The 21,087-nt window shown below is 73.3% G+C and carries 14 protein-coding genes and 1 riboswitch; of the genes, 6 read left to right on the top strand and 8 right to left on the bottom strand.

The genetic code is table 11. The annotated features are described in order from the left end of the window. Window positions 1–2 precede the first annotated feature (2 nt). The 3 genes from DSM104299_RS09240 to DSM104299_RS09230 are packed head-to-tail and all read left to right on the top strand — an operon-like array spanning window position 3 to window position 4,077. A complete protein-coding gene (locus tag DSM104299_RS09240) occupies window positions 3–1,379 on the top strand; it encodes an aldehyde dehydrogenase family protein (RefSeq protein ID WP_272477007.1) in 1,377 nt (458 codons plus the stop codon). Beyond that, complete coding sequence (locus DSM104299_RS09235) at window positions 1,379–2,125, top strand: 3-oxoacyl-ACP reductase (RefSeq protein WP_272477006.1); 747 nt, start codon at window positions 1,379–1,381, stop codon at window positions 2,123–2,125. The genes DSM104299_RS09240 and DSM104299_RS09235 overlap by 1 nt, the downstream gene beginning before the upstream one ends. A gap of 41 nt (window positions 2,126–2,166) precedes the next feature. After that, window positions 2,167–4,077 carry a patatin-like phospholipase family protein gene (locus tag DSM104299_RS09230; RefSeq protein ID WP_272477005.1) on the top strand — a complete coding sequence of 637 codons (1,911 nt, stop codon included), beginning with the start codon at window positions 2,167–2,169 and terminating at the stop codon, window positions 4,075–4,077. An 11-nt stretch (window positions 4,078–4,088) separates the two neighbouring features. Here DSM104299_RS09230 and DSM104299_RS09225 read toward each other — a convergent pair whose 3' ends face one another. The 3 genes from DSM104299_RS09225 to DSM104299_RS09215 form a co-directional block, all read right to left on the bottom strand. Beyond that, window positions 4,089–5,336 (bottom strand): ParB/RepB/Spo0J family partition protein, encoded by a 1,248-nt coding sequence (locus DSM104299_RS09225; protein ID WP_272477004.1) that lies wholly within the window; start codon window positions 5,334–5,336, stop codon window positions 4,089–4,091. A 72-nt stretch (window positions 5,337–5,408) separates the two neighbouring features. Then, a complete protein-coding gene (gene ilvA, locus DSM104299_RS09220) occupies window positions 5,409–6,587 on the bottom strand; it encodes a threonine ammonia-lyase (protein WP_272478084.1) in 1,179 nt (392 codons plus the stop codon). Between the two features lie 47 nt (window positions 6,588–6,634). After that, complete coding sequence (locus DSM104299_RS09215) at window positions 6,635–7,027, bottom strand: RidA family protein (protein ID WP_272477003.1); 393 nt, start codon at window positions 7,025–7,027, stop codon at window positions 6,635–6,637. A 55-nt stretch (window positions 7,028–7,082) separates the two neighbouring features. On the opposite strand from DSM104299_RS09215, the gene DSM104299_RS09210 reads away from it, so the two are divergent. Genes DSM104299_RS09210 through DSM104299_RS09200 form a run of 3 tightly spaced genes read left to right on the top strand, consistent with a single transcriptional unit; the run spans window position 7,083 to window position 13,170 of the window. Then, window positions 7,083–9,020, top strand: a complete 1,938-nt coding sequence (locus DSM104299_RS09210) for an alpha/beta fold hydrolase (RefSeq protein WP_272477002.1) — start codon at window positions 7,083–7,085, stop codon at window positions 9,018–9,020. 26 nt (window positions 9,021–9,046) lie between these two features. Next, entirely contained in the window at window positions 9,047–11,086 is a 2,040-nt protein-coding gene (locus DSM104299_RS09205) for a thioredoxin domain-containing protein (protein WP_272477001.1), read from the top strand. After that, window positions 11,083–13,170, top strand: coding sequence for an MMPL family transporter (locus DSM104299_RS09200; protein WP_272477000.1), 2,088 nt, complete (start codon window positions 11,083–11,085; stop codon window positions 13,168–13,170). Before DSM104299_RS09205 ends, DSM104299_RS09200 begins: the two co-directional genes overlap by 4 nt. Here DSM104299_RS09200 and DSM104299_RS09195 read toward each other — a convergent pair. The 5 genes from DSM104299_RS09195 to DSM104299_RS09175 all read right to left on the bottom strand — a co-directional run bounded on the left by DSM104299_RS09195 (window position 13,130) and on the right by DSM104299_RS09175 (window position 21,078). Next, window positions 13,130–14,467: a glutamine synthetase family protein gene (locus DSM104299_RS09195; RefSeq protein ID WP_272476999.1), complete on the bottom strand. Its 1,338-nt coding sequence runs from the start codon at window positions 14,465–14,467 to the stop codon at window positions 13,130–13,132. The genes DSM104299_RS09200 and DSM104299_RS09195 overlap by 41 nt on opposite strands. A gap of 313 nt (window positions 14,468–14,780) precedes the next feature. Beyond that, window positions 14,781–15,344, bottom strand: a complete 564-nt coding sequence (locus DSM104299_RS09190; protein WP_272476998.1) for a carboxymuconolactone decarboxylase family protein — start codon at window positions 15,342–15,344, stop codon at window positions 14,781–14,783. A 253-nt stretch (window positions 15,345–15,597) separates the two neighbouring features. After that, entirely contained in the window at window positions 15,598–16,254 is a 657-nt protein-coding gene (locus tag DSM104299_RS09185; protein WP_272476997.1) for a hypothetical protein, read from the bottom strand. 10 nt (window positions 16,255–16,264) lie between these two features. Then, window positions 16,265–16,411: riboswitch (cyclic di-AMP (ydaO/yuaA leader) on the bottom strand. 517 nt (window positions 16,412–16,928) lie between these two features. Next, window positions 16,929–17,426: a c-type cytochrome gene (locus DSM104299_RS09180; RefSeq protein ID WP_272476996.1), complete on the bottom strand. Its 498-nt coding sequence runs from the start codon at window positions 17,424–17,426 to the stop codon at window positions 16,929–16,931. A gap of 115 nt (window positions 17,427–17,541) precedes the next feature. Next, on the bottom strand, window positions 17,542–21,078 hold the full coding sequence (locus tag DSM104299_RS09175) for a DNA polymerase III subunit alpha (RefSeq protein ID WP_272476995.1): 3,537 nt from the start codon (window positions 21,076–21,078) through the stop codon (window positions 17,542–17,544). Window positions 21,079–21,087: the final 9 nt, after the last annotated feature.

The following is a 21,087-nucleotide window of genomic DNA, read 5'->3' as shown; positions in this document are numbered from 1 at the left end:
GGGTGCCGACGGAGACCCTCGAGGTCCTGGAGCCGGCCACCGAGCAGATCCTGGACACCATCCCGCGCGCCGGCGTCGACGAGGTCGACGCCGCCGTCGCGGCGGCCAAGGCGGCGTTCCCGGCGTGGTGCGCGGTCGCGCCCGCCGACCGCGGCCGCCTGCTGCGGCGCGTCGTCGAGGCCATGGAGGGCGCGCACGAGGAGCTGGCGCGCCTGGAGGCGCGCAACGCGGGCAAGCCGATCGCCTCCGCCCGCGGGGAGATCGGCATGGCCATCGAGACGTTCCGCTACTTCAGCGGCGCCCCCGAGCGGCCGCACGGCGAGACGATCCCGGTCGCCGACGGCATGGTCTTCACGGTCCGCGAGCCGCTGGGCGTCGTGGGCCTGATCACGCCGTGGAACTTCCCGCTGGCGATCGCGTCGTGGAAGATGGCGCCGGCGCTGGCGGCGGGCAACACGGTGGTGTTGAAGCCGGCCGAGCTGACGCCGCTGACCGCGCTGCGCTTCGCGCAGCTCGCGCTGGAGGCCGGGCTGCCGGAGGGCGTCGTCAACGTCGTCGCCGGCCCGGGCCGCGACTGCGGCGCGCGCCTGGTCGCGCACCCCGACGTCGCGAAGATCGCGTTCACCGGCTCCACCGCCGTCGGGCGCTCGATCGCGGCGGGCGCGGCGGACACGATCAAGCGCGTGACGCTGGAGCTCGGCGGCAAGTCGGCCAACGTCGTGTTCGCCGACGCCGACGTCGCGGCCGCGGCCGCCGCGGCGCCGTGGGCGGTCTTCGACAACGCCGGCCAGGACTGCTGCGCGCGCTCGCGCATCCTCGTCCAGCGCGCGGCGGTCGACGACTTCCTGTCGCACCTCAAGGGCGCGGTCGAGGCGATCAAGGTCGGGGACCCGCTGGACCCGTCGACCGAGATGGGGCCCTTGATCAGCGCCCAGCAGCGCGCGACGGTCGGCGCCTTCGTCGACGACCGCGCGGAGGTCGCGATCCGCGGCCGCGCGCCCGACGGCCCCGGCTATTGGTTCCCGCCGACCGTCCTGTGGCCGGTCCCGGACGACCATCCGGCCGTCCACGACGAGATCTTCGGGCCGGTCGCCGTCGTCGTGCCCTTCGACACCGAAGCGGACGCGATCCGGCTGGCCAACGACACCATCTACGGGCTCTCCGGCTCGGTGTGGACCCGGGACGGCGCCAAGGCGCTGCGCGTCGCCCGCGCCGTGGACGCCGGCAACCTGTCCATCAACTCCAACAGCTCCGTGCGCGTCACGACGCCGTTCGGCGGCTTCAAGCAGTCCGGCTACGGCCGGGAGCTCGGGCCCCACGCGACCGACGCCTACACGGAGGTCAAGACCATCTTCTACAACACGGAAGGACGCAGTTAGTGCCGGGACGTCTCGAGGGCAAGGTCGCAGTGGTCACGGGCGCGGCGGGAGGCATCGGCGCCGCGACCGTGGAGGCGTTCCAGCGCGAGGGCGCGAAGGTGGTGGGCGTCGACCTGCTCGACGGCGCACCCGGCGACCTCGCCCTCGCCGTGGACGTCACCGAGGAGCTCGCCGTCCAGCAGATGTACGCGCAGGTGGCCGAGCAGTTCGGCCGGATCGACATCCTGTTCAACAACGCCGGCATCTCCCCCGACGACGACACCTCGGTGCTGGAGACGACGCTGGAGGCCTGGCAGCGCGTCCAGGACGTCAACCTCAAGTCGGTGTTCCTGTGCTGCAAGCACGGCATCCCGCACCTGCTCGACGGCGGTGGGGGCTCGGTCGTCAACACCGCGTCGTTCGTGGCGGTGATGGGCGCGGCGACGTCGCAGATCTCCTACACCGCGTCCAAGGGCGGCGTGCTCGCGCTGACCCGCGAGCTCGGCGTGCAGTTCGCGCGCAAGGGCGTGCGCGTCAACGCGCTGTGCCCCGGCCCGGTCGACACCCCGCTGCTGCAGGAGCTGTTCGCCAAGGACCCCGAGCGCGCCGCCCGCCGCCTGGTCCACGTCCCGATGGGCCGCTTCGGCACGGCCGACGAGATCGCCAACGGCGTGCTCTTCCTCGCCTCCGACGAGTCCTCGTTCATGACCGCCACGACGTTCCTCATCGACGGCGGGCTGTCCGGGGCGTACGTCACGCCCGAGTAGTTCTCCCTCCCATGATGGGCGGCCGGTTAGGGTCGCTCATCATGAACGAGCCGTACGAGTGCGACATCGTCATGAAGGGCGGCATCACGAGCGGGGTCGTCTACCCCGGCGCGGTCGTGGCCCTCGCCGAGCGCTACCGCTTCCGCTCGATCGGCGGGACGTCGGCGGGCGCGATAGCCGCGGCGGTCGTCGGCGCGGCGGAGCACGCGCGCCAGACGGGCGCCGACGGCGAGGGCGGCGGGTTCGCGACCGTCAAGGGGCTGCCGGTCGAGCTGGCCCAGGAGGTCGACGGCGAGCCGTTCATGCTCCAGCTCTTCCAGCCGGACCCGGCGACCAAGCCGCTCTTCGACGCGGTGATGGGGCTGCTGGACGGCGGCGCGAAGGGCGCGGCGAAGTCGACGTTCAAGGCGTTCCGACGCGCGCCGCTGGTGGGCGCCGCGGCGCTGGCGGCGACGGGCGCGGCGGTGCTGACGCGGCACGTGCGGCCCGGGACCGGGATCGCCGGGCTCGGCGTGGGCCTGCCCGCCCTGGCCGCGCTGCTGAGCCGCGACGTCCTCAAGGCGGTCAAGGCGCTGCCCGACAACGACTTCGGCCTCTGCCGGCTGGGCCCGGACGCCGGCTCGGCCGACCGGCCGGCGCTGACCCAATGGCTGCACGATCGCATCCAGGCCGCCGCCGCGGTGCCGGACGGCCCGGTGCTGACGTTCGCCGACCTGTGGGGCGCGCCGGCGATGCCGGCGTCGCCGGAGGGCGCGCCGGACGCCGTGGCCGCCCGGCGCCGGGAGCTGCGCCGGCTGAGCGCCGACGCGCAGGCGCGCCGGATCGACCTCCAGATGATGACCACCGACCTCACCCACGGGCGCCCGTGGCGCCTACCGGTCCCGTTCCAGCCCCACCACGACCGGCTCGAGGAGGGCGGCACGCTGCTCTACGACCCGGCCGAGCTGCGCCACTTCTTCCCGGCCGACGTGATGGCCCAGCTGGCGCGCGGGGCCGCGTGCGACCCGTTCAGCGCCGGCACGGTGGACGGGCTGGCGCGGACGGGCAACGCGCGGCTGCGGCGCTTCCCGATCGGGCCGGACCTGCCGGTGATCGTCGCGACGCGGATGAGCCTCAGCTTCCCGGTCCTGATCGCGGCGGTGCCGCTGTTCGAGCTGCTCTTCGAGCCCGACCCGGACAACCCGGGCAGCAGCCGCGTGGCCGGCGTGCGGCGCGTCGTGTTCTCCGACGGCGGGATCAGCTCGAACTTCCCGGTGCACTTCTTCGACGGCCCGCTGCCGCGGCGCCCGACCTTCGGCCTGCATCTCACCAGCTTCGGACCGGGCGAGGAGCCGACCGACGACCCGTGCGACGCGGTCGTCGAGCCCGGCAGCCCGAGCGCGCGGGCGGCGGTCGACGCGCGCGAGATCGAGCGCCTCGGCAGCTTCTTCGTGGCCATCAAGGACGCGATGCAGAACTGGCGCGACAACGCGCAGTCCCAGCTGCCGGGCTTCCGCGACCGCATCGTCCACATCAAGCTCAGCTCCGGCGAGGGCGGCCTGAACCTCACGATGAAGGGCGACAAGATCACGGCGCTCAACGAGCGCGGGACGTGCGCGGGCGAGCGGCTCGTGGAGCAGTTCGCACAGCCGAGCGAGGGCGACGAGTACGCGCAGCAGTGGGACGACCACCGCTTCACGCGCCTGCGCACGACGATGGGCCTGATCGAGCGCGTGCTCGGCCAGTTCCAGGACGCCTTCGACGAGCCCGTCCCGCTGGCCCGGACCTACGAGGAGCGGATCGCGGCGGGCGCCCAGGCGCCGCCCTACGCGTTCGGCAGCACCGCCCGCGCGCAGTACGCCGAGCACGTCGCGAAGGCCTACGGCCGCCTGGTCACCGGCGCGACCGACACGCTCGACGACGACGGCGTGCCGCGGCCGCCGTCGGTCCTGCGGGCCGTGCCGCCGGTCTAGGAGAACTACACCTAGGCGGTCGCCGGCAGGACGGCGCGCAGCGCCTTGGGCGGCAGCGGGTCCGACGCCAGGATCTCGGCGCTCAGCGCGCGCAGGACCTCCAGGCGGCGGTCCGGGGGCAGCGAGAACGCGTACTCCTGCGTGGCCTCGTGGCCGCCTTCGACGCCGACGTGCGAGCGGTGGTCGGCGGTCGCCACGCGCGAGAGGACCAGACCCAGGACGTAGGCGTCGAGGTCGGTGACGTCGACCTCGATCGGCGCGCCGTCGGCGCCGTCGCGATCGGGGCCGAAGGACGCGACGATGCGCCGGGAATCCCCGCCCATCTCGCCGCCGTCGCGGATCGGGCCGCCCTGAGAGCCGTTCCCGCTCGAGGAACCGCCGCCGTCCCAGTCGCGCTGCTCGGCGTCCTGGTCCTTGCCCAGCCCCTGCTCCCGGCTCGCCGCCCAGCGCGCCTCGTCGAGCTTGCGCGACTCCTCGTCGTAGTTCTTGGGCTTGGGCGGCACGTAGCCGACGCCGAGCTTGAGGCCCGCGGTCGAGATCTCGCCCTTGGTCGCCTGCTCGACCAGCTCCGTCGCCTCCTCGGCGGAGACGTCGCCGCGGGCGATGCCGCGCCGGACGATGTCGGCGACCGTGAACGACAGGTCGCCCTCCTCGACGCGCTGGACGACCGCCTCGGGCAGGTCGAGCAGCTTCAGCGACTTGCGCGTCCAGGCCAGCGGCGCGCCGACCAGGCGCGAGACCTCCGCCGCGCTGAGCGACGGGTCCTCGGCCATGATCGCCCGCGCGGCCCGCGCGAACTGCACCGGCTCGGGCTTGGACTGGTGGAAGTTCTCGGCGAACTGCATCGTCAGCGCCTCGCGCTTGGAGATGCCGTCGACGACCGTGAAGCGCCAGTCCTCGCGCGCGCCCTCGGCCTCGTCGAGCAGCGTCATCGCGGCGAAGCGCCGGCGCCCGGCCAGCAGCTCGTAGGGCACGTCGTCCTCGCCCGTGGCGCGGACCAGCGGCGGGTGCAGCAGCCCGGTCTCCTTGATCGAGACCGCGAGCTCGTGCAGGTCCGGCAGCGCGCCGACGCGCATGTTGACCATCGTGCGGACCTGCGTGAGCGGCGCCGTGACGGTCGTGTGCGCCTTCGTCGCGGTGTCGCTCAGCGGCGCCTTGCGGAGATCGGCCGTGGCCTCCTCCCGCGCCGTCGTCGCGGCCTCCTCGCGCATCTGCGCGACCTGTTCTTCGGCGTCTTGGAGCTTGTCGACCTGGGACATTGGCCGGTGGATGCAAGCACACCGCCCGGCGGCACCGGCCGGCCTTCCCCGCAATCAGCGGGAAGTCGTCGGTCAGCCGGCGTCGGGGTGCTGCGACACGCCGTAGCCCTCGGCGCGGACCGCCCGGACGACCGCCTCGGCGTGCTCGCGCGAGCGGGTCTCGATCGTCAGCTGGACGCCCGTCTCGCGGACGTGGAGGCCGATGCCCTCGCGCAGGTGGGAGACCTCGACGATGTTCGCGCCCTGGGCGGCGACGCAGTCCAGCAGGCTCGCCAGCGCGCCCGGGCGGTCCGGGACGCGGGTCAGCAGCACCATCCGCCGGCCGGCCTCGGTCTCGTTGCGGCGCGCGACCGCGGCGAGCAGGCCGGCGTCCACGTTGCCGCCGCTCAGGACCGCGCAGGTCGTCCCGGACGCCGCCGGCGTGACCTGCCCGCCCAGCAGCGCCGCGACGCCGACCGCGCCGGCGCCCTCGACCACGAGCTTGGCCTTCTCCAGCAGCAGCACCATCGCCTCGGCGACCGCGTCCTCGCTGACCACGACGACGTCGTCGAGCCAGCGCTCGATCAGACCCAGCGTCAGCTCGCCCGGCTTCTTGACCGCGATGCCGTCGGCGATCGTCAACGCGATGTCGACCGCGATCGGCCGACCGGCCTTCAGCGACGCCGGGTACGCCGCCACGGTCTCGACCTGCACGCCGACGACGCGCACGTCCGGGCGCGCCGACTTGACGGCGATCGCGATCCCGCTCGCCAGCCCGCCGCCGCCGACCGGGACGACGATCGTGGCGAGGTCGTCCAGGTCGTCGAGCAGCTCGAGCCCCAGCGTGCCCTGCCCTGCGACGACGTCCGGGTCGTCGAACGGGTGGACGAACGCCATCCCGGCCTCGTCCGCGCGCGCCCGCGCGGCGACCAGGCAGTCGTCGACCGACGAGCCGCCGAGGATGACGCGCGCGCCCAGCGCCTCCGTCGCCTCGAGCTTCGCGATCGGCGCGCCGTCGGGCATGAAGACCTCGCACGGCACGCCGCGCGCCTGCGCGGCGAAGGCCAGCGCCTGGGCGTGGTTGCCCGCGCTGCCGCACACGACGCCCGTCGCGCAGCTGTCGCCGAGCGCGTGGAGCTTGTTCAGCGCGCCCCTGATCTTGAACGCGCCCGTCCGCTGCAGCGACTCGGCCTTGAGCACGATGTCGCCGCCGGCCCGCTCGGTCAGCGTCGCCGACGGCAGGACCGGCGTCTTGCGCGCGACGTCACCGATCGCCTCGCGCGCACGGGCGACGTCCTCAGCGGTGACGGGCGAGGCGGTCAGGACCCCAGCGCCACGATCGCGTCGATCTCGACCTGGGCGCCGAGGGGCAGCGACGCGACGCCGATCGTCGAGCGCGCCGGCGGGTTCTCGGGGAAGAACTCGGCGTAGGCGGCGTTGACCTCGCCGAACGTGCCGATGTCGGTCACGTAGATGCCGCAGCGCACGGCGTCGGCCAGCGACGCGCCCGCCTCCGCGCACACGGTCTGCAGGTTGCGCAGGCACTGGCGCGTGTGCTCGCCGATGTCGCCGTCGACGAGCTTGCCCGCCGCCGGGTCCACCGGCGTCTGGCCGGAGAGGAAGAGGAAGCCGCCGGAGCGCACCGCATGGCTGTACGGGCCGGCGGCGGCGGGGGCGTCACTCGCGGTGACGGGCTGGCGATCTACGGACATCTGGTTCGGTTTCCCTTCGACGCTGTTCAGGTAGTGACGCTACCGTCCGCGCCTCATGTCCGCCCGCCGCCTCCCCCTCCCCGCCCGCACCCTGCTCCTCGCCGTCGGCGCGCTCACCGTCCTCAGTGGTGTGCTGTCCTCCACCGCGTCCGCCGACATCCCGTGGGCCGCCTGCCCGACGGCGGGTTATCAATGCGCCCGCGTCGACGTGCCGCTGGACCGCTCTGGCGCCGTGCCGGGCACGGTCTCGCTCGCCGTCTCGCGCGTCGCGGCGGCCACCAACCCCAACAAGGTCGCGGTCGTGCCGCTGGCCGGCGGGCCGGGCCAGGCCGCGCTGCCGCTGACCGAGACCTTCGCGTCGGTCCTCGCGCCCGCGATCCAGGACCGCGACCTCCTGATCTACGACCAGCGCGGCACCGGCTCCTCCGGCGCGCTGAGCTGCTCCTCGCTGCGCCAGCGCGGCACGGTCGTCAAGCTCGCCGCGAGCTGCGCCACCGAGCTGGGCGCCGGGCGCGGCAGCTACCGCACCGCGGACTCCGTGCAGGACATCGAGGCGCTGCGCGTCGCCGGCGGCTACACCAAGTTGGTGCTCTTCGGCGTGTCCTACGGGACGAAGGTCGCCGAGGAGTACGCGGCCGCCTACCCGCAGAACGTCGAGGCGCTGGTCCTCGACAGCGTGGTGCTGCCCGAGGGCCCGGACCCGTTCCAGCGCTCGACGCTGACCAGCGCCCCGCGCGTGCTCAGCAACCTGTGCGGCGGCGACGCGTGCAAGGGCGCGACCGACAACGTCACGCGCGACCTCGGCAGCACGGCCAAGAAGCTGCGCAGCAGCGCGCTGAGAGGCAAGGTCGTCCTGTCCAGCGGCAGCCGCGTGCGCCTGTCGATGGGCCAGAGCGACCTGCTGGCGATCCTGCTGGCCGGCGACCTCAACCCGACGCTGCGCGCCGAGCTGCCCGGCTCGATGCGCGCCGCGCTGCGCGGCGACAGCGCGCCGCTGCTGCGCCTGGCCGTCCGCTCCGAGGGCCTGACCACGGGGCTGAGGCTGACCGGCAAGCCGCTCGTCGGCCACCAGAGCGACAGCGCCGACAGCGACGCGCTCTTCCTCGCCACGACGTGCGAGGAGGCGCCGTTCGCCTGGACGCGCACCGCCGCCGTCGACCAGCGCTACGACGAGGTCACCGCGGCCGCCAAGGCGATCCCGAAGGCCCAGCTCGGCCCGTTCTCGCCCGCCGCGGCGGTCGGCGGCGGCCCGATCCCGCTGTGCATCGGCTGGCCGGACGCCTCGCCGGCACCGACCCCGTCGGCCGCGCTGCCCGCGGTCCGCACGCTCGTGCTCGACGGCCAGATGGACCTGCGCACGCCCTACGAGGACGCGGTCCAGATCGGCCAGCGCATCCCCGGCGCGGCGATCGTCCAGGTGCCGTTCACCGGGCACTCGACGGTCAGCTCCGACATGACGCAGGACAGCTCCTGCACCAAGGGCGCGCTGGCGGCGTTCTTCGCCGGCGGCGTGCCGGGCCCGTGCACGCCCGGGACCAACCCCTACGCGCCGACCAAGCGCCCGCCCACGTCGCTGAAGACGATCAAGGCGAGCTCGACCCGGCTGCGGACGATCATCGCGGCGTCGGCGAGCGTGACCGACGCGGCGCGCCAGATCGTCGGCGACGCGCTCGCGCTGAGCGCGCTGCCCAAGCACGTCGGCGGCCTGCGCGCCGGCAACGCCACCGTCAACGCGGACGGCTCGTTCAAGTTGAACAAGTACCAGTACGTCAAGGGCGTCGTGGTCTCCGGCAAGGTCGACGCCTCGCGCAACGCGACCATCACGATCCACGGCGGCGGCGCGCTGCGCGGCTCGCTGAAGCTCTCGGCCAACGGCGCGGTCAGCGGCCGGCTGGGCGGCAAGAAGGTGACGATCGGCGCGGCTGCGTCGCTGACGTCGTCGCTGCCGACGCAGAAGCAGATCCTGAAGTCGCTGAAGCCCGCGCTGGGCTAGCGGCGCCCGCCGGGTAGCGTTGGCCCATGGCCAACGCGCTCGCGCACGAGACCTCGCCGTACCTGCTGCAGCATCAGGACAACCCCGTCGACTGGCGGCCCTGGGGCCCGGAGGCCCTGGCGCTCGCCCGGTCGACGGACCGTCCGCTGCTGGTCTCCATCGGCTACTCGGCGTGCCACTGGTGCCACGTGATGGAGCGCGAGTGCTTCGAGGACCCGGCGGTCGCCGAGATCATGAACAAGTGGTTCGTGTGCGTGAAGGTCGACCGCGAGGAGCGGCCCGACATCGACGCGATCGCCATGGAGGCGGTCCAGATGATGACCGGGCACGGCGGCTGGCCGTTGAACGTGTTCTTGACGCCCGACCAGGTGCCGTTCTACGGCGGGACCTACTTCCCGCCCGCGCCGCGCCAGGGGATGCCGGCGTGGCCGGCGGTGCTGGAGGCGGTCGCCGAGGCGTGGGCGGGCCAGCGCGACGAGATCATGGCGCAGGGGTCGCGGATGGCCGAGCGGCTGTCGGGGACGTCGGCGCTGCAGCCCGCGCCCGGCGCGCTGTCGGCCGATCCCCTCGACGACGCGGTGCGCAACCTGCGGGCCGCGTTCGACGCGACCAACGGCGGGTTCGGGAGCCAGCCGAAGTTCCCGCCCTCCTCGGGCCTGCTGCTGTTGTGGTCGCAGGCGGCGCGGGGCGCCTCGTCGTGGAGCACGAAGGCCGGCGACATGGCCAGCGCGACGCTGCGCGCGATGGCGGCCGGCGGCATCTACGACCAGATCGGCGGCGGCTTCGCGCGCTACGCGGTCGACGCGACGTGGACGGTCCCGCACTTCGAGAAGATGTTGTACGACAACGCGCTGCTCGCGCGGGCCTACGTCCAGGGCTGGCAGATGACCGGCGAGCGGTCGTTCCGGCGGGTGGCCGAGGAGACGCTGGACTTCGTCGCGCGGGAGCTGCGGGGCGACGAGGGCGGGTTCCTGGCGGCGCTGGACGCGGACTCCGAGGGCGTCGAGGGCAAGTTCTACGTGTGGACGGTCGCCGAGGTGCGCGCGGCGCTGGATCCGGGCGACGTCGAGGCGGCGCTGGCGTGGCTCGGGGTGACCGAGGGCGGCAACTTCGTCGACCCGCACCATCGGACTCCGTCCCACCCACCCCTCAACGTCCTGACTGCGCGGGGGCCGGAGCCCGGCGCGGAGCAGCGCGCGCGGATCCGGTCAGCGTTGCTGGAGGCGCGCTCGGCGCGGGTCCGGCCGGGGCTGGACGACAAGCGCCTGGCCGCCTGGAACGGGCTGGCGATCACCGCGTTCGCGGAGGCCGGCGCGGTGCTGGGGCGCGAGGACTACGTCGCGCTCGCGGTGGCCGGCGCCGAGTTCGTGCTGAGCGCGCTGCGCGGTCCGGACGGGCGGCTGCTGCGCACGTGGAAGGACGGCGAGGGCAAGTTGAACGCCTACCTGGAGGACCACGCCTTCGTGCTCGAAGCGCTGCTGGCGGTCTACGAGGCGACGTTCGACCCGCGCTGGTTCGTCGAGGCGCGCTCGGTGGCCGACCGGCTCCTCGCGCACTTCGGCGACGCCGACGGCGCCGGCGGGTTCTTCTCCACCTCCGACGACCACGAGCAGCTCGTCGTCCGGCGCCGCGACATCGAGGACCACCCGATCCCGTCGGGATCGTCGTCGGCGGCCGTGGGCCTGCTGCGGCTGGCGGCGCTGACCGGCGAGGCCCGCTACGAGGAGGCCGCGGTCTCGCACCTGCGGCTCGTCGCGCCGCTGCTGGGCGCACACCCGCAGGCGTTCGCCTACGCGCTGGTGGCGCTGGACCTGGCGGTCCGGCCGGGGCGCGAGGTCGCGCTGGCCGGCGACGACGTCGGCCTGCTCGCCGCCGTCGTCCGCGAGCGGCTGCGGCCCGGCGTGGTGGTGGCGGCGTCGCCGGGCGAGGGCGTTCCGCTGATGGACGGCCGGGCCGCCGTGGAGGGCCGCGCGGCCGCCTACGTGTGCGAGCGCTTCGCCTGCCAGCGGCCGGTCACCGAGCCAAGCGAACTGCGGGAGCTGCTTGATCCGTACAGCACGGCATGAGCCGCTTCCTCGCCTTCCCCGCCGGCCGACGCGCCAAGTGGGTCGTCTTCGGCGTCTGGATCGTCGTGATCCTCGGGATCGGCGCCGCCAACCTGCCTGGCAAGTTCTCCGACGCCGAGAAGAACGAGGCGACGTCGTTCCTGCCCGGCGACGCGGAGTCGACCAAGGCCCTGGCCGTCACCAAGCAGCTCCAGGGCGGCGAGAAGGCGGCGACGGTCATCGTCTACCGCCGGCCCGGCGGGCTGACGGCCGCCGACAAGGCGACGATCGCGGCCGACACCGCCAAGCTCGACGCGCTCACCTTCGCGGGGACCTCGCGGTTCTCCCGCCCGCAGCTGTCGCCCGACGGCAGCACCGCGCTGGTGGTCAACACCATCGAGGGCAACGGCAAGGGCTCGCGGATCCTCGACCCGGTCAAGGCGTACCGGTCGGTGGTCAGCGGAGACCGGGACGGGCTCCAGGTCAAGGTGACCGGGCCGGCGGGCTTCAGCGCGGACGCGATCAAGGTCTTCGAGGGGATCAACGGGACGCTGCTCCTCGCGGCCGGGTTGTTGGTGCTGATCCTGTTGATCATCATCTACCGCAGCCCGTTCTTCTGGTTCTTCCCGCTGCTGGCGGTGATCTTCGGCGAGGTCGCCTCGCGCGGCCTGGGCTACGCGCTGACGGAGGCGGGCGTGACCGTCAACGGGCAGTCGTCGTCGATCCTCTCGGTGCTCGTGCTCGGGGCCGGGACCGACTACGCGCTGCTGCTGGTGGCCCGCTACCGCGAGGAGCTGAGACGCACCGAGGACAAGCACGAGGCGATGGACCGCGCGCTGCGCACCGCCGGCCCCGCGATCGTGGCCTCGGCGCTGACCGTGTCGATCGCGCTGCTGGCGCTGTCGCTGGCCAAGGTCAACGGCACCTCGGGCCTCGGCCCGATCGGGGCGATGGGCATCCTCGTGGCGCTGCTGTCGCAGATGACGTTCCTGCCGGCGCTGCTGGTGATCGTCGGGCGCCGGCCCTTCTGGCCCTACGTGCCGCACGTCGGCGACACGGGCACGGACTCCACGCACGGGTTCTGGCGCCGGGTGGGCGAGCGCGTCGCGCGCCACCCGCTGCGCGTCGCCGGCGGGACCGTCGCGCTGCTGGCCGTGATGGCCGTCGGGCTCCTGAACTACTCCGACGGGCTGACGCAGTCCAACTCCTTCCGGGATCGCGTGGAGTCGGTCGACGGCCAGAAGCTGATCGCCGCCGCGTTCCCGCAGGGCACGAGCGCGCCGACCGACGTGATCGCGGTCGACCCGGCCCGCGCGCGAGCCGTCGCCGCGGCGGTGGCGAAGGTCGACGGCGTCGCGGCGGTGCGGCCGACCGGGCAGAGCGGGCCGGAGGGCACGCTGCTGGCCGCCGACCTGAAGGTCGACCCGTACTCGACCGAGGCCTATGACCTGATACCGGAGATCCGGACGGCGGCGCGGTCGGCGGACCCGCGCGCGCTGGTCGGCGGGCCCAGCGCGGTGGAGCACGACCTGCGCGAGGCGTCGGCGTCGGACACGCGGCTGCTCGTGCCGTTGACGCTGGTGATCGTCTTCGTGATCCTCGCGCTGCTGCTGCGGGCGATGGTCGCGCCGGTGATGCTCATCGGGACGGTGGTGCTCAGCTACGCCGCGGCGCTCGGGTTCTCGGTCGTCGTCTTCGACCTGATCTTCCACTTCCCGGGCAGCGACCCGGCGTTCCCGCTGTTCGCCTTCATCTTCCTCGTGGCGCTGGGGGTCGACTACAACATCTTCCTGATGGCGCGCGTGCGGGAGGAGGCGCAGCGCTGCGGGACCCACGAGGGCATGCTGCGCGGGCTCGCGGTGACCGGCGGGGTGATCACGTCGGCCGGCGTGGTGCTGGCGGGTACGTTCAGCGTCCTGGCCGTGCTGCCGCTGGTGTTCCTGACCGAGCTCGGGTTCACGATCGCCTTCGGCGTCTTGTTGGACACCTTGATCGTGCGCTCCGTGCTGGTCCCCGCGCTGGTGTTCGGCCTCGGGCCGAAGGTGTGGTGGCCGTCGCGGCTGACTAGAGCACCGGCAGGTAGCGATCGAGTTCCCACTGCGTGACCTGCACACGGTAGTCCTCCCACTCCTGGCGCTTGATCTCGATGAAGCGGTTGAACATGTGCTCGCCGAGGGTGCGGAGGACGAGCTCGGACTCGGCGGTCAGCTCGACCGCCTCCCCCAGCGTCTCCGGCAGCTGCTCGATCCCGAGCCGCTTGCGCTCGTCCGGAGACAAGTGGTACAGGTTCTTCTCCATCGGCTCGGGCAGCTCGTAGCCCTTCTCGATGCCCTCCAGGCCCGCCTGCAGCAGGGCGGCGAAGGTCAGGTAGGGGTTGCACGCGGGGTCCGGGCAGCGCAGCTCCATCCGGGTGCCGCGCTCCTTGCCGGGGTGGTAGAGCGGAACGCGCACGAGCGCTGAGCGATTGCGGCGGCTCCAGGCCACGTAGACCGGCGCCTCGTAGCCGGGCACCAGACGCTTGTAGGAGTTGACCCACTGGGCGAAGATCGAGCTGAGCTCGCGCGCGTGCTTGAGCTGGCCGGCGATGAAGGCCTTGCCGATGTCGGACAGGAAGTACGGGTCGTCGGCGTCGAACATCGCGTTGGACCCGTCCTTGAACAGGCTCATGTGCGTGTGCATGCCGGAGCCGTTCTCGCCGAAGAGCGGCTTGGGCATGAACGTGGCATGCCAGCCGTACTTCATGGCGTACTCCTTGACCGTGATCCGGTAGGTCATGCAGTCGTCGGCCATCTTGAGGGCGGGCGCGTAGCGCATGTCGACCTCGTGCTGGGACGGGCCGACCTCGTGATGGGAGTACTCCACGTGGATGCCGAGCTGCTCGAGCGCGATGACGGTCTCGCGGCGGACGTCGGAGCCGGCGTCGAGCGTCGTGAGGTCGAAGTAGCCGCCCTCGTCGAGGACCTCGGTGCCGTTCTTGTCGCGGAAGAGGAAGTACTCCAGCTCGGGGCCGACGTTGAACGTGTCGAAGCCCATGGTGTTCATTCGCTCCAGCGCGCGGCGCAGGACGTGGCGCGGGTCGCCCTCGTAGGGCGTGCGCTCGGGCGTGAGGACGTCGCAGAAGACGCGACCGACGCCCTGCTCCTCGGGGCGCCACGGGAGGATCGCGAAGGTCGACGGGTCCGGCATGGCGACCATGTCGGACTCCTCGATGGCGTTGAAGCCGGTGATCGAGGAGCCGTCGAAGCCCATCCCGTTCTCGAACGCGTCGTCGAGCTCGCCGGCGTTGATGCTGAACGACTTGAGCTGCCCGAGGATGTCGGTGAACCAGAGGCGGATGAAGCGCAGCCGGTGCTCATCCACGATCGCCTTGACGTCCTCGACGGTGCGCGGCTGGTCGCTCATGGCTCGGGACCCTAGAGGATCGGCGCTGTCACGCCGGTCGGAAGCTGGGCGCCGATGTGTCGAGCCACCGGCGCCCATCGTCGTCGTCCTGGAGTGCCGGCGCCCGCGGCATCGTCGGGTGGGTCCGCTAGAGGGTCGCCGGGGAACGTTCCGTGCTGATCGGCTCCGAGGGGAGCTCGAAATCCCGTCCGGCGGCGCCGATCCGGCAAGGACGCAGGACCGAAGGTGTGCCTCTGGCACATCGAGGTCTGAGGACGCCGCCGGGCGGTGATCGCCGGCCGGGATTTCCGGCGAAACGTTCCCGGGCGGCCCACTAGGCGGCCCGAAGCTGGCGCGCCGTCTCGACGGAGCCGTCGAGCGGGACGTCGCCGGCGATGTTGACCATCGCGGTCAGGGCCTCCAGCGACGCGAAGGCGATCGCCTCCAGCAGCTGCTCCTCGCTCCAGCCGGACTCACGGGCCTCCTCGTGGAGGTGGGCGGGCGGGGTGGCGTGGTCGACGACCAGGTCGCGGAGGTAGCGCAGCAGGATCGCGTCCTGTGGCGCGCGGGCGTCCCATTCGCGGGCGAGCGCGATGTCGTCGAGGGCGAGGCCCGCCTGGCGCGCGACGCGGCGGTGCAGGTCCAGCCCGGGCTCGGAGCCGAAGTGCTCGGCGACGGCCAGCGAGATCCGCTCCAGCGTCTGCGGCGGCAGCGAGCCGTGCCGCAGCTCCGCGCGGAACCGGGTGTAGCCGCGCAGCGCCGCCGGCGATCCGGCGAGGACGCCGAGGAAGTTCGGCAGCTGCCCGGCGGAGGACCGGGCGCCCTTGAGGATGGGAACCGACGCCTCCGGCGCGGAGAGGTCGTCGTGGACGGTGAACCGACTGATCCGGGTCTTCATGGCAGGCGTCCTGAGGTGGGGATGAGGGGTACGCCGGCCGTCCTTGCCGGCTGTGTCGCCGGGGGTCCTTACCCAAGATAAAAGTGTAGGAAGGGTGTCAACGCGTTCTGCGCCGAGTTGGGGCGTCGCGGACGACGGTCCGCGAGGCTCGTGAGGCTCGTGAGCGCAGGGACGCACGACCGCGCGGGGTGCGCGGTCGGGTCGTCCCTCTGTGGCCGAGGGGCCGACGCCGGCGCGGCGGCGGCCCGGAGTCTCAGGAGTGGCGTTGGAAGGTCCGCAGCGGCGCGTGGGGCGCGACGTGCGTCACCTTCGCGTGGACTGCGGGCGCGGGAGCGGCGTGAGGCACCGCGGCCTGCGACGAGGAGGTCATCGCGGCGAGCAGGATCAGGATCGCGCCGAGGGCGACGGCCCAGAGGGCGATGCGGTCCGGGCGGGCGCCGACGCGGTCAGACGCGGTGCGGCCGCGGTGGCGCTGGGCCATCGACGGCATCCGCAGGTCGGTCGGACGGCCCTTGATCTGGACGGTGCGGCGCGCGCCGGCGGGCGGCGGGGGCGACGCGAAGGGATCGTCGGCGGCGCTGAGGTGCGCGAGCTCGTGGGCGACGCCGGCGGGCGCCTCGGCGACGACGACGTCGTCGGCCATCGTCAGCTCGATCGTGCGGCCGGCGGGCTCGTCGGCGGCCGGGACGAAGACGCCGTGGAGCGGATGGCTCGCGCCGTCACGGTCGCGGTCGTCGGCGGCCTCCACGCGCTCCTCGATCGGCGCACGGCTCGTCATGCGCCTGCGCGGCACGAAGTCGATGTCCTCGCCCAGCCAGTCGTCGGCGGGGCGGCGGCTGCCCGGCCCAGCGAGATCCTCACGTTCCTGCTGCACATCGGCCCACCAGTTGGGCGCGTCCGTCGATGGCATCGAAGTGTCCTCAGTCTCTTCCTTGGGCTTACGGGGTTAGCTGACGGGCTCGCGCCGAAAGAGCGGCGCTACGCACAAGGCGATTCGCCCCGATGCAACGTGGGTCCCCCGCTCCCCAGCCGGGCGTGCCCGGAGGAGGATTCAGCGGTAGTGAACGGCGGCATCGTAGCAACGTCGAAAATCCCTGCTAGATCGCAGAGTTATGGCAAGCGCCAACTGACGGCATAGTCAGGGGTGCGTCGGACGGAATGACCCCGCAACCTGCGGAAAACGCCCACTTGACATCTCCGGAGCACGCCACGCACGACTTAACAAGGTCGTGCGAATTGCCTCTTGACAGGTCCGCACGCGGGCTGGGTGCCGGGCGGCGCAGCCGCCCGCGAGCGAGGCCAGCCCGCCTCGACGTCCCCGGCGCGTCTGCGCCGCGGCGCCGAAACGCCCGGCGCCCGGCGCGTCTGCGCCCCGCATCGTCGTGGCTGAGCGCGCCGGGCGAGCGCCGGTGGGCGCCAGCCCATCAAGCCGATCGGTGCGCTCAGCCGCGGCGAGGCGGCGCCCGGCGCGTCTGCGCCCCGCATCGTCGTGGCTGAGCGCGCCGGGCGAGTGCAGGCGGGCGCCAGCCCGTCAAACCGGTCGGTGCGCTCAGGCGCGACGAGGCGGCGCGCAGACGCGCCGGGCTAGCGGCCGGAGACTGTTGCGATGTACTCCGCGACGTCCTGCGCGTCCTGCCCGACGAGCAGGCCGGCCGGCATCTGGCCGGCGCCGCGGGCGCGGCCGTTCTTGATGGCGTCGAGGATGAAGGCGGGCTTGAGGTTGCCGCCGTTGAGCGTGTCGAGGTTGGGGCCGACGCGGCCGACCGCGTTGGAGCCGTCGAGCGTGTGGCAGGTCGCGCAGTTGCGCGCGAACAGCTCCCGGCCGTTGGTGGCGGCGGCGTTGAGCTCGGTTCCGCCGGCGCCGTGGGAGGCGTGGTCGTCGCTGTTGGTGACCAGGATGAGCACGGGCAGCCCGACGCCGAGGACGACGATCACGAGCGCGAGGCCGACGCCCCACGCGCGGCGGGCGCCACGGGACTCGGGCTTGGAGCCGGCGGGGGGCCGCCCGCTGCGCATCGCCGCCAACACGACCGACAGGCCGATGGCGAGGAAGATGAGGACAAAGACCAGGGTCCCGATCACGAGCGGGACCCTATCCGGTGACCCGGCCCCCAGCGCAAGTCCTGACCCTGACGACGGACCGCGAGAGGGCCGCGAGCGGGGCAGAGAGGCCCCGCGGCGAGCGTGCGGTGAGACGTCACCGGCGGCGTCCCGCCGCGAAGCTCTGGACCGGTGGTGCGATGGCGCGGAAGTCGTCGGTGCCGGTGGCGGCGAGGTCGTCGGGCTCGGACTCGGCGGCGCGGCGAGCGTCCTGGCGGGCGAGCTCGATCGCGTCGAGCATCGAGAAGTCCTTGACCTGGATGACGTCCCCACCCATCCGCTCGGCCGTGCCGCCGGTCACGGAGGTCACGTGGTGGACGCCGACGTCGGCGGCCGGCGCGGCCTGGAGGTGACCGCTGGCGTCCAGGCGCGCCAGGCGTCGGCACACGATGTTGATCGCGCCGCCGCCGGACGCGTGGCGCTCCAGCACGCCCTCGGCCACGACGAGCGGCTCGGCGCGCACGACGGTCCGGTCGCGTTCGTAGACGTCGGGCGGCACGACGAGGTTGACCGTCCCCGCCTCGTCCTCCAGCAGCATGAAGACCACGCCCTTCGCCGTCCCCGGTCGCTGCCGCGCGACGACCAGCCCGCCGACCTTCACCGCCGTCCCGTGCCGCAGCCGCTCCAGGTCGCCGCTGGAGACCATGCGCTTGGCGCGCAGCTCGTCGCGCAGGAGCCCGAGCGGATGCTGCGCCGTCGTCAGCCCGGTCGTCGTGTAGTCGGCGATCATCGCCTCCCAACCCGAGAGGCCCGGCAGCGCCGGCGCCTGCCCCACGCCGAGCGGCAGCGCCAGCTGCGTTCCCATCTCGGCGCGCACGCGCCGCCCCGACGCGCCCACGACCGATGTCAGCAGCCGCCGGCCCGGCGCCGCCACGCCCAGCTCCCACAGCGCGCGCCGGCGCGAGCCGCCCGCCAGCGCGTCGCACGCGCCCGACCAGGCCAGCTGCTCCAGCGCGCCCCGCCCCGCGCCCGCGCGCGACGCCAGGTCCTCGATCGTGGCGAACGGCCCCGCCGCCGCGCGCGCCGCGACCAGCGCCTCGACGTCGTCGGCCCGCACGCCCAGCACGTACCCAAGGCCTATGCGAACTCCGGACGTGCCCTCGTCGTCGACGTCCACCACCATGCATCCCGCCTCCGACGCGTTGACGTCGGGCGGCAGCACGCCGATCCCCCGCCGCTGCGCCTCGTGCACCAGCGCGTCCGGTGGGTAGAAGCCCATCGGCTGCTCGTCGAGCAGCGCGGCCAGGAACTCGGTGCCGTAGTGCACGCGCAGCCACGTCGACTGGTAGGCCAGCAGCCCGAACGCGGCGCCGTGGGCCTTGGGGAAGCCGAACCCCGAGAAGCCCTTGACCATCGTCCACACGCGCTCGCCGAGCTCCTCGTCGACGTCGTCCCACTTCGCCATCGCCCGCGCGACGAAGCGCTCGTGGTAGGCCTCGATCGCCGCCGTCGACCGCTTGCGGCTCATCGCCCGCCGCAGCCCCTCGGCCTCCCCCGGCGACAACCCCGAGAACGCCATCGCGACCTCGATGACCTGGTCCTGGAAGATGATCGTCCCGAGCGTGTCCTCCAGGACGTCCTTCAACGACGGGTGGTCGTAGGGGATCTCGTACGTCGGGTCGACCCGCAGCTTCTGGAGCCGGTCGATGTAGGGGTTGACCGCACCGCCCACGATCGGCCCGGGGCGCACGATCGCCACCTGGATCGTGAGGTCCTGCAGCGTCGCCGGCCGCGTGCGCCGCAGCGAGCCCATCTGCGCCCGGCTCTCGATCTGGAAGACGCCCGTGGTCTCGGCGTTCTGGATGCACTCGAACGTCGCGTCGTCGTCCATCGGGATCCGCGACAGGTCGATCCGCTCGCCGCGCCGCGCGTGGACCGCCTCCACGCAGCGCTCGACCGCGGACAGCATCCCGAGCCCGAGCAGGTCGATCTTCAGGAAGCCGGCGTCCGAGCAGGAGTCCTTGTCCCACATCACCATCTGCCGGCCCTCCATCGCGGCGGGCACGACCGGGCAGCAGTCGATCAGCGGGCGCGTCGCGACGATCATGCCGCCGGAGTGCTGGCTGAGGTGGCGCGGCAGGCCGTGCGCCTCCGACGCCAGCTCGTGCAGCCAGCGCCAGCGCCCCTCGGCCTCGCGCCCCTCGCCGAGCGCGACCGCGATGTCGCGGTCCACGCTCTGGGCCGAGAACGCCTCCGACGATCGCGCGACCCGCTCGATCTCCCCCGGCGGCAACCCCAAGGCCTTGCCCAGCTCGCGGATCGCGCCGCGGGCCCGGTAGGTCGGGAACGCCGCGACCAGCGCCGAGTGATCGGACCCGAAGCGCTCGTGCACGCGCGGGATCAGGACCGCGCGCACGTCGCGTGGGAAGTCGAGGTCGATGTCGGGCAGCGACGTGATCTCCTCGTTGAGGAAGCGCCCGAGGAGGAGGTCGTTGGCGATCGGGTCGACGTGCGAGAGGCCGGTGAGGTAGCAGACGATCGACGACACCGAGGAGCCGCGGCCGCGCCCCGGCGGCAGCAGCGACCGGGCGGCCGCGCCGCCACGCACCTCGGCGGCGACCTCGCGCGCCAGCTCGAGCATCTCGTGGTGCAGGAGGAAGAACCCCGACAACCCGAGGTCGCGGATCAGCGCCAGCTCCTGGTCCAGCCGCGCCGTCGCCGCCGCGCGATGTCCGTGGCCGTCGGTCCCCGGGCCGTAGCGTGCGTCGAACAGCGCGTCGCAGACCTCGGCCAGCTTGCGGTCGGCGCCGTCGTCCTCCGCCCCCGGGTAGCGGTAGCCGAGGTCGGCCGTGAGGTCGAAGCGCAGCGTCTCGGCCAGCCGCAGCGTCTCGGCCACCGCCTCGGGATGGTCGTCGAAGCGCGCGGCCATCGCCTCCGGCGACGTGAGCATGTGCGTGTGGTTGCCACGCCGCAGCGGCTCGGACGCGTCCAGCGTCGTGTGCTCGCGGATCGCCACGAACGCGTCCTGCAGCCGCGCGCGCTCCGGCGCGTGGGCGTGGACGTTGCCCGTCGCCACGCACGGCACGCCCAGCCGCCGCGCCAAGTCCATCAACATGCGGTTGCGGCCGCGGTCGTGACGCCCGAACGGCCGCTGGAGCTCGACCCGGAACGCGTCGCGCCCGAACGCCGCCAGCAGCGCGCGGGCCGTCGGCTCGTCGTGGACGCCGTGGTCCGCGCAGCCCGAGAGGCACACCAGCCCCTCGGAGAGCTCGGCCAGGTCGGCGACCGTCAGCAGCGGCGCCAGCACCCGTCGCCGCCCCGGCGACTCCCGCGTGTGCGCGTGCGCTCGCGTGAGCAGCCGGCACAGGTTGCGCCAGCCGGTCGCGTCGCGCACGAGCAGCGTCACGTGCCGCTTCCAGCGACCGGCCGCCTCGTCGTCGGAGAGCAGCGCGCCCTCGCGCTGCTCGCGCGCCGACCCCGGATCGACGACGTCCACCTCCGCCCCGTGGATCGCCTTCAGCCCCAGCGACGACGCCGCCTGCGCGAACTCCATCGAGCCCGAGACCGTGTTGTGGTCGGTCAGCGCGAGGGCCCGATGTCCGCGCTCCAGCGCCGTCACCACCAGCTCCTCGGGCAGCGAGGCGCCGTCCAGGAACGAGAAGGCCGAATGGCAGTGGAGCTCGACGTACGGCACGAACACATG

Origin of the sequence: Baekduia alba, from assembly GCF_028416635.1 — a bacterium.
Lineage (GTDB): Bacteria > Actinomycetota > Thermoleophilia > Solirubrobacterales > Solirubrobacteraceae > Baekduia > Baekduia alba.
The sequence above is the reverse complement of the archived record's forward strand: the minus strand, read 5'-3'. Positions and strand labels throughout refer to the sequence as shown.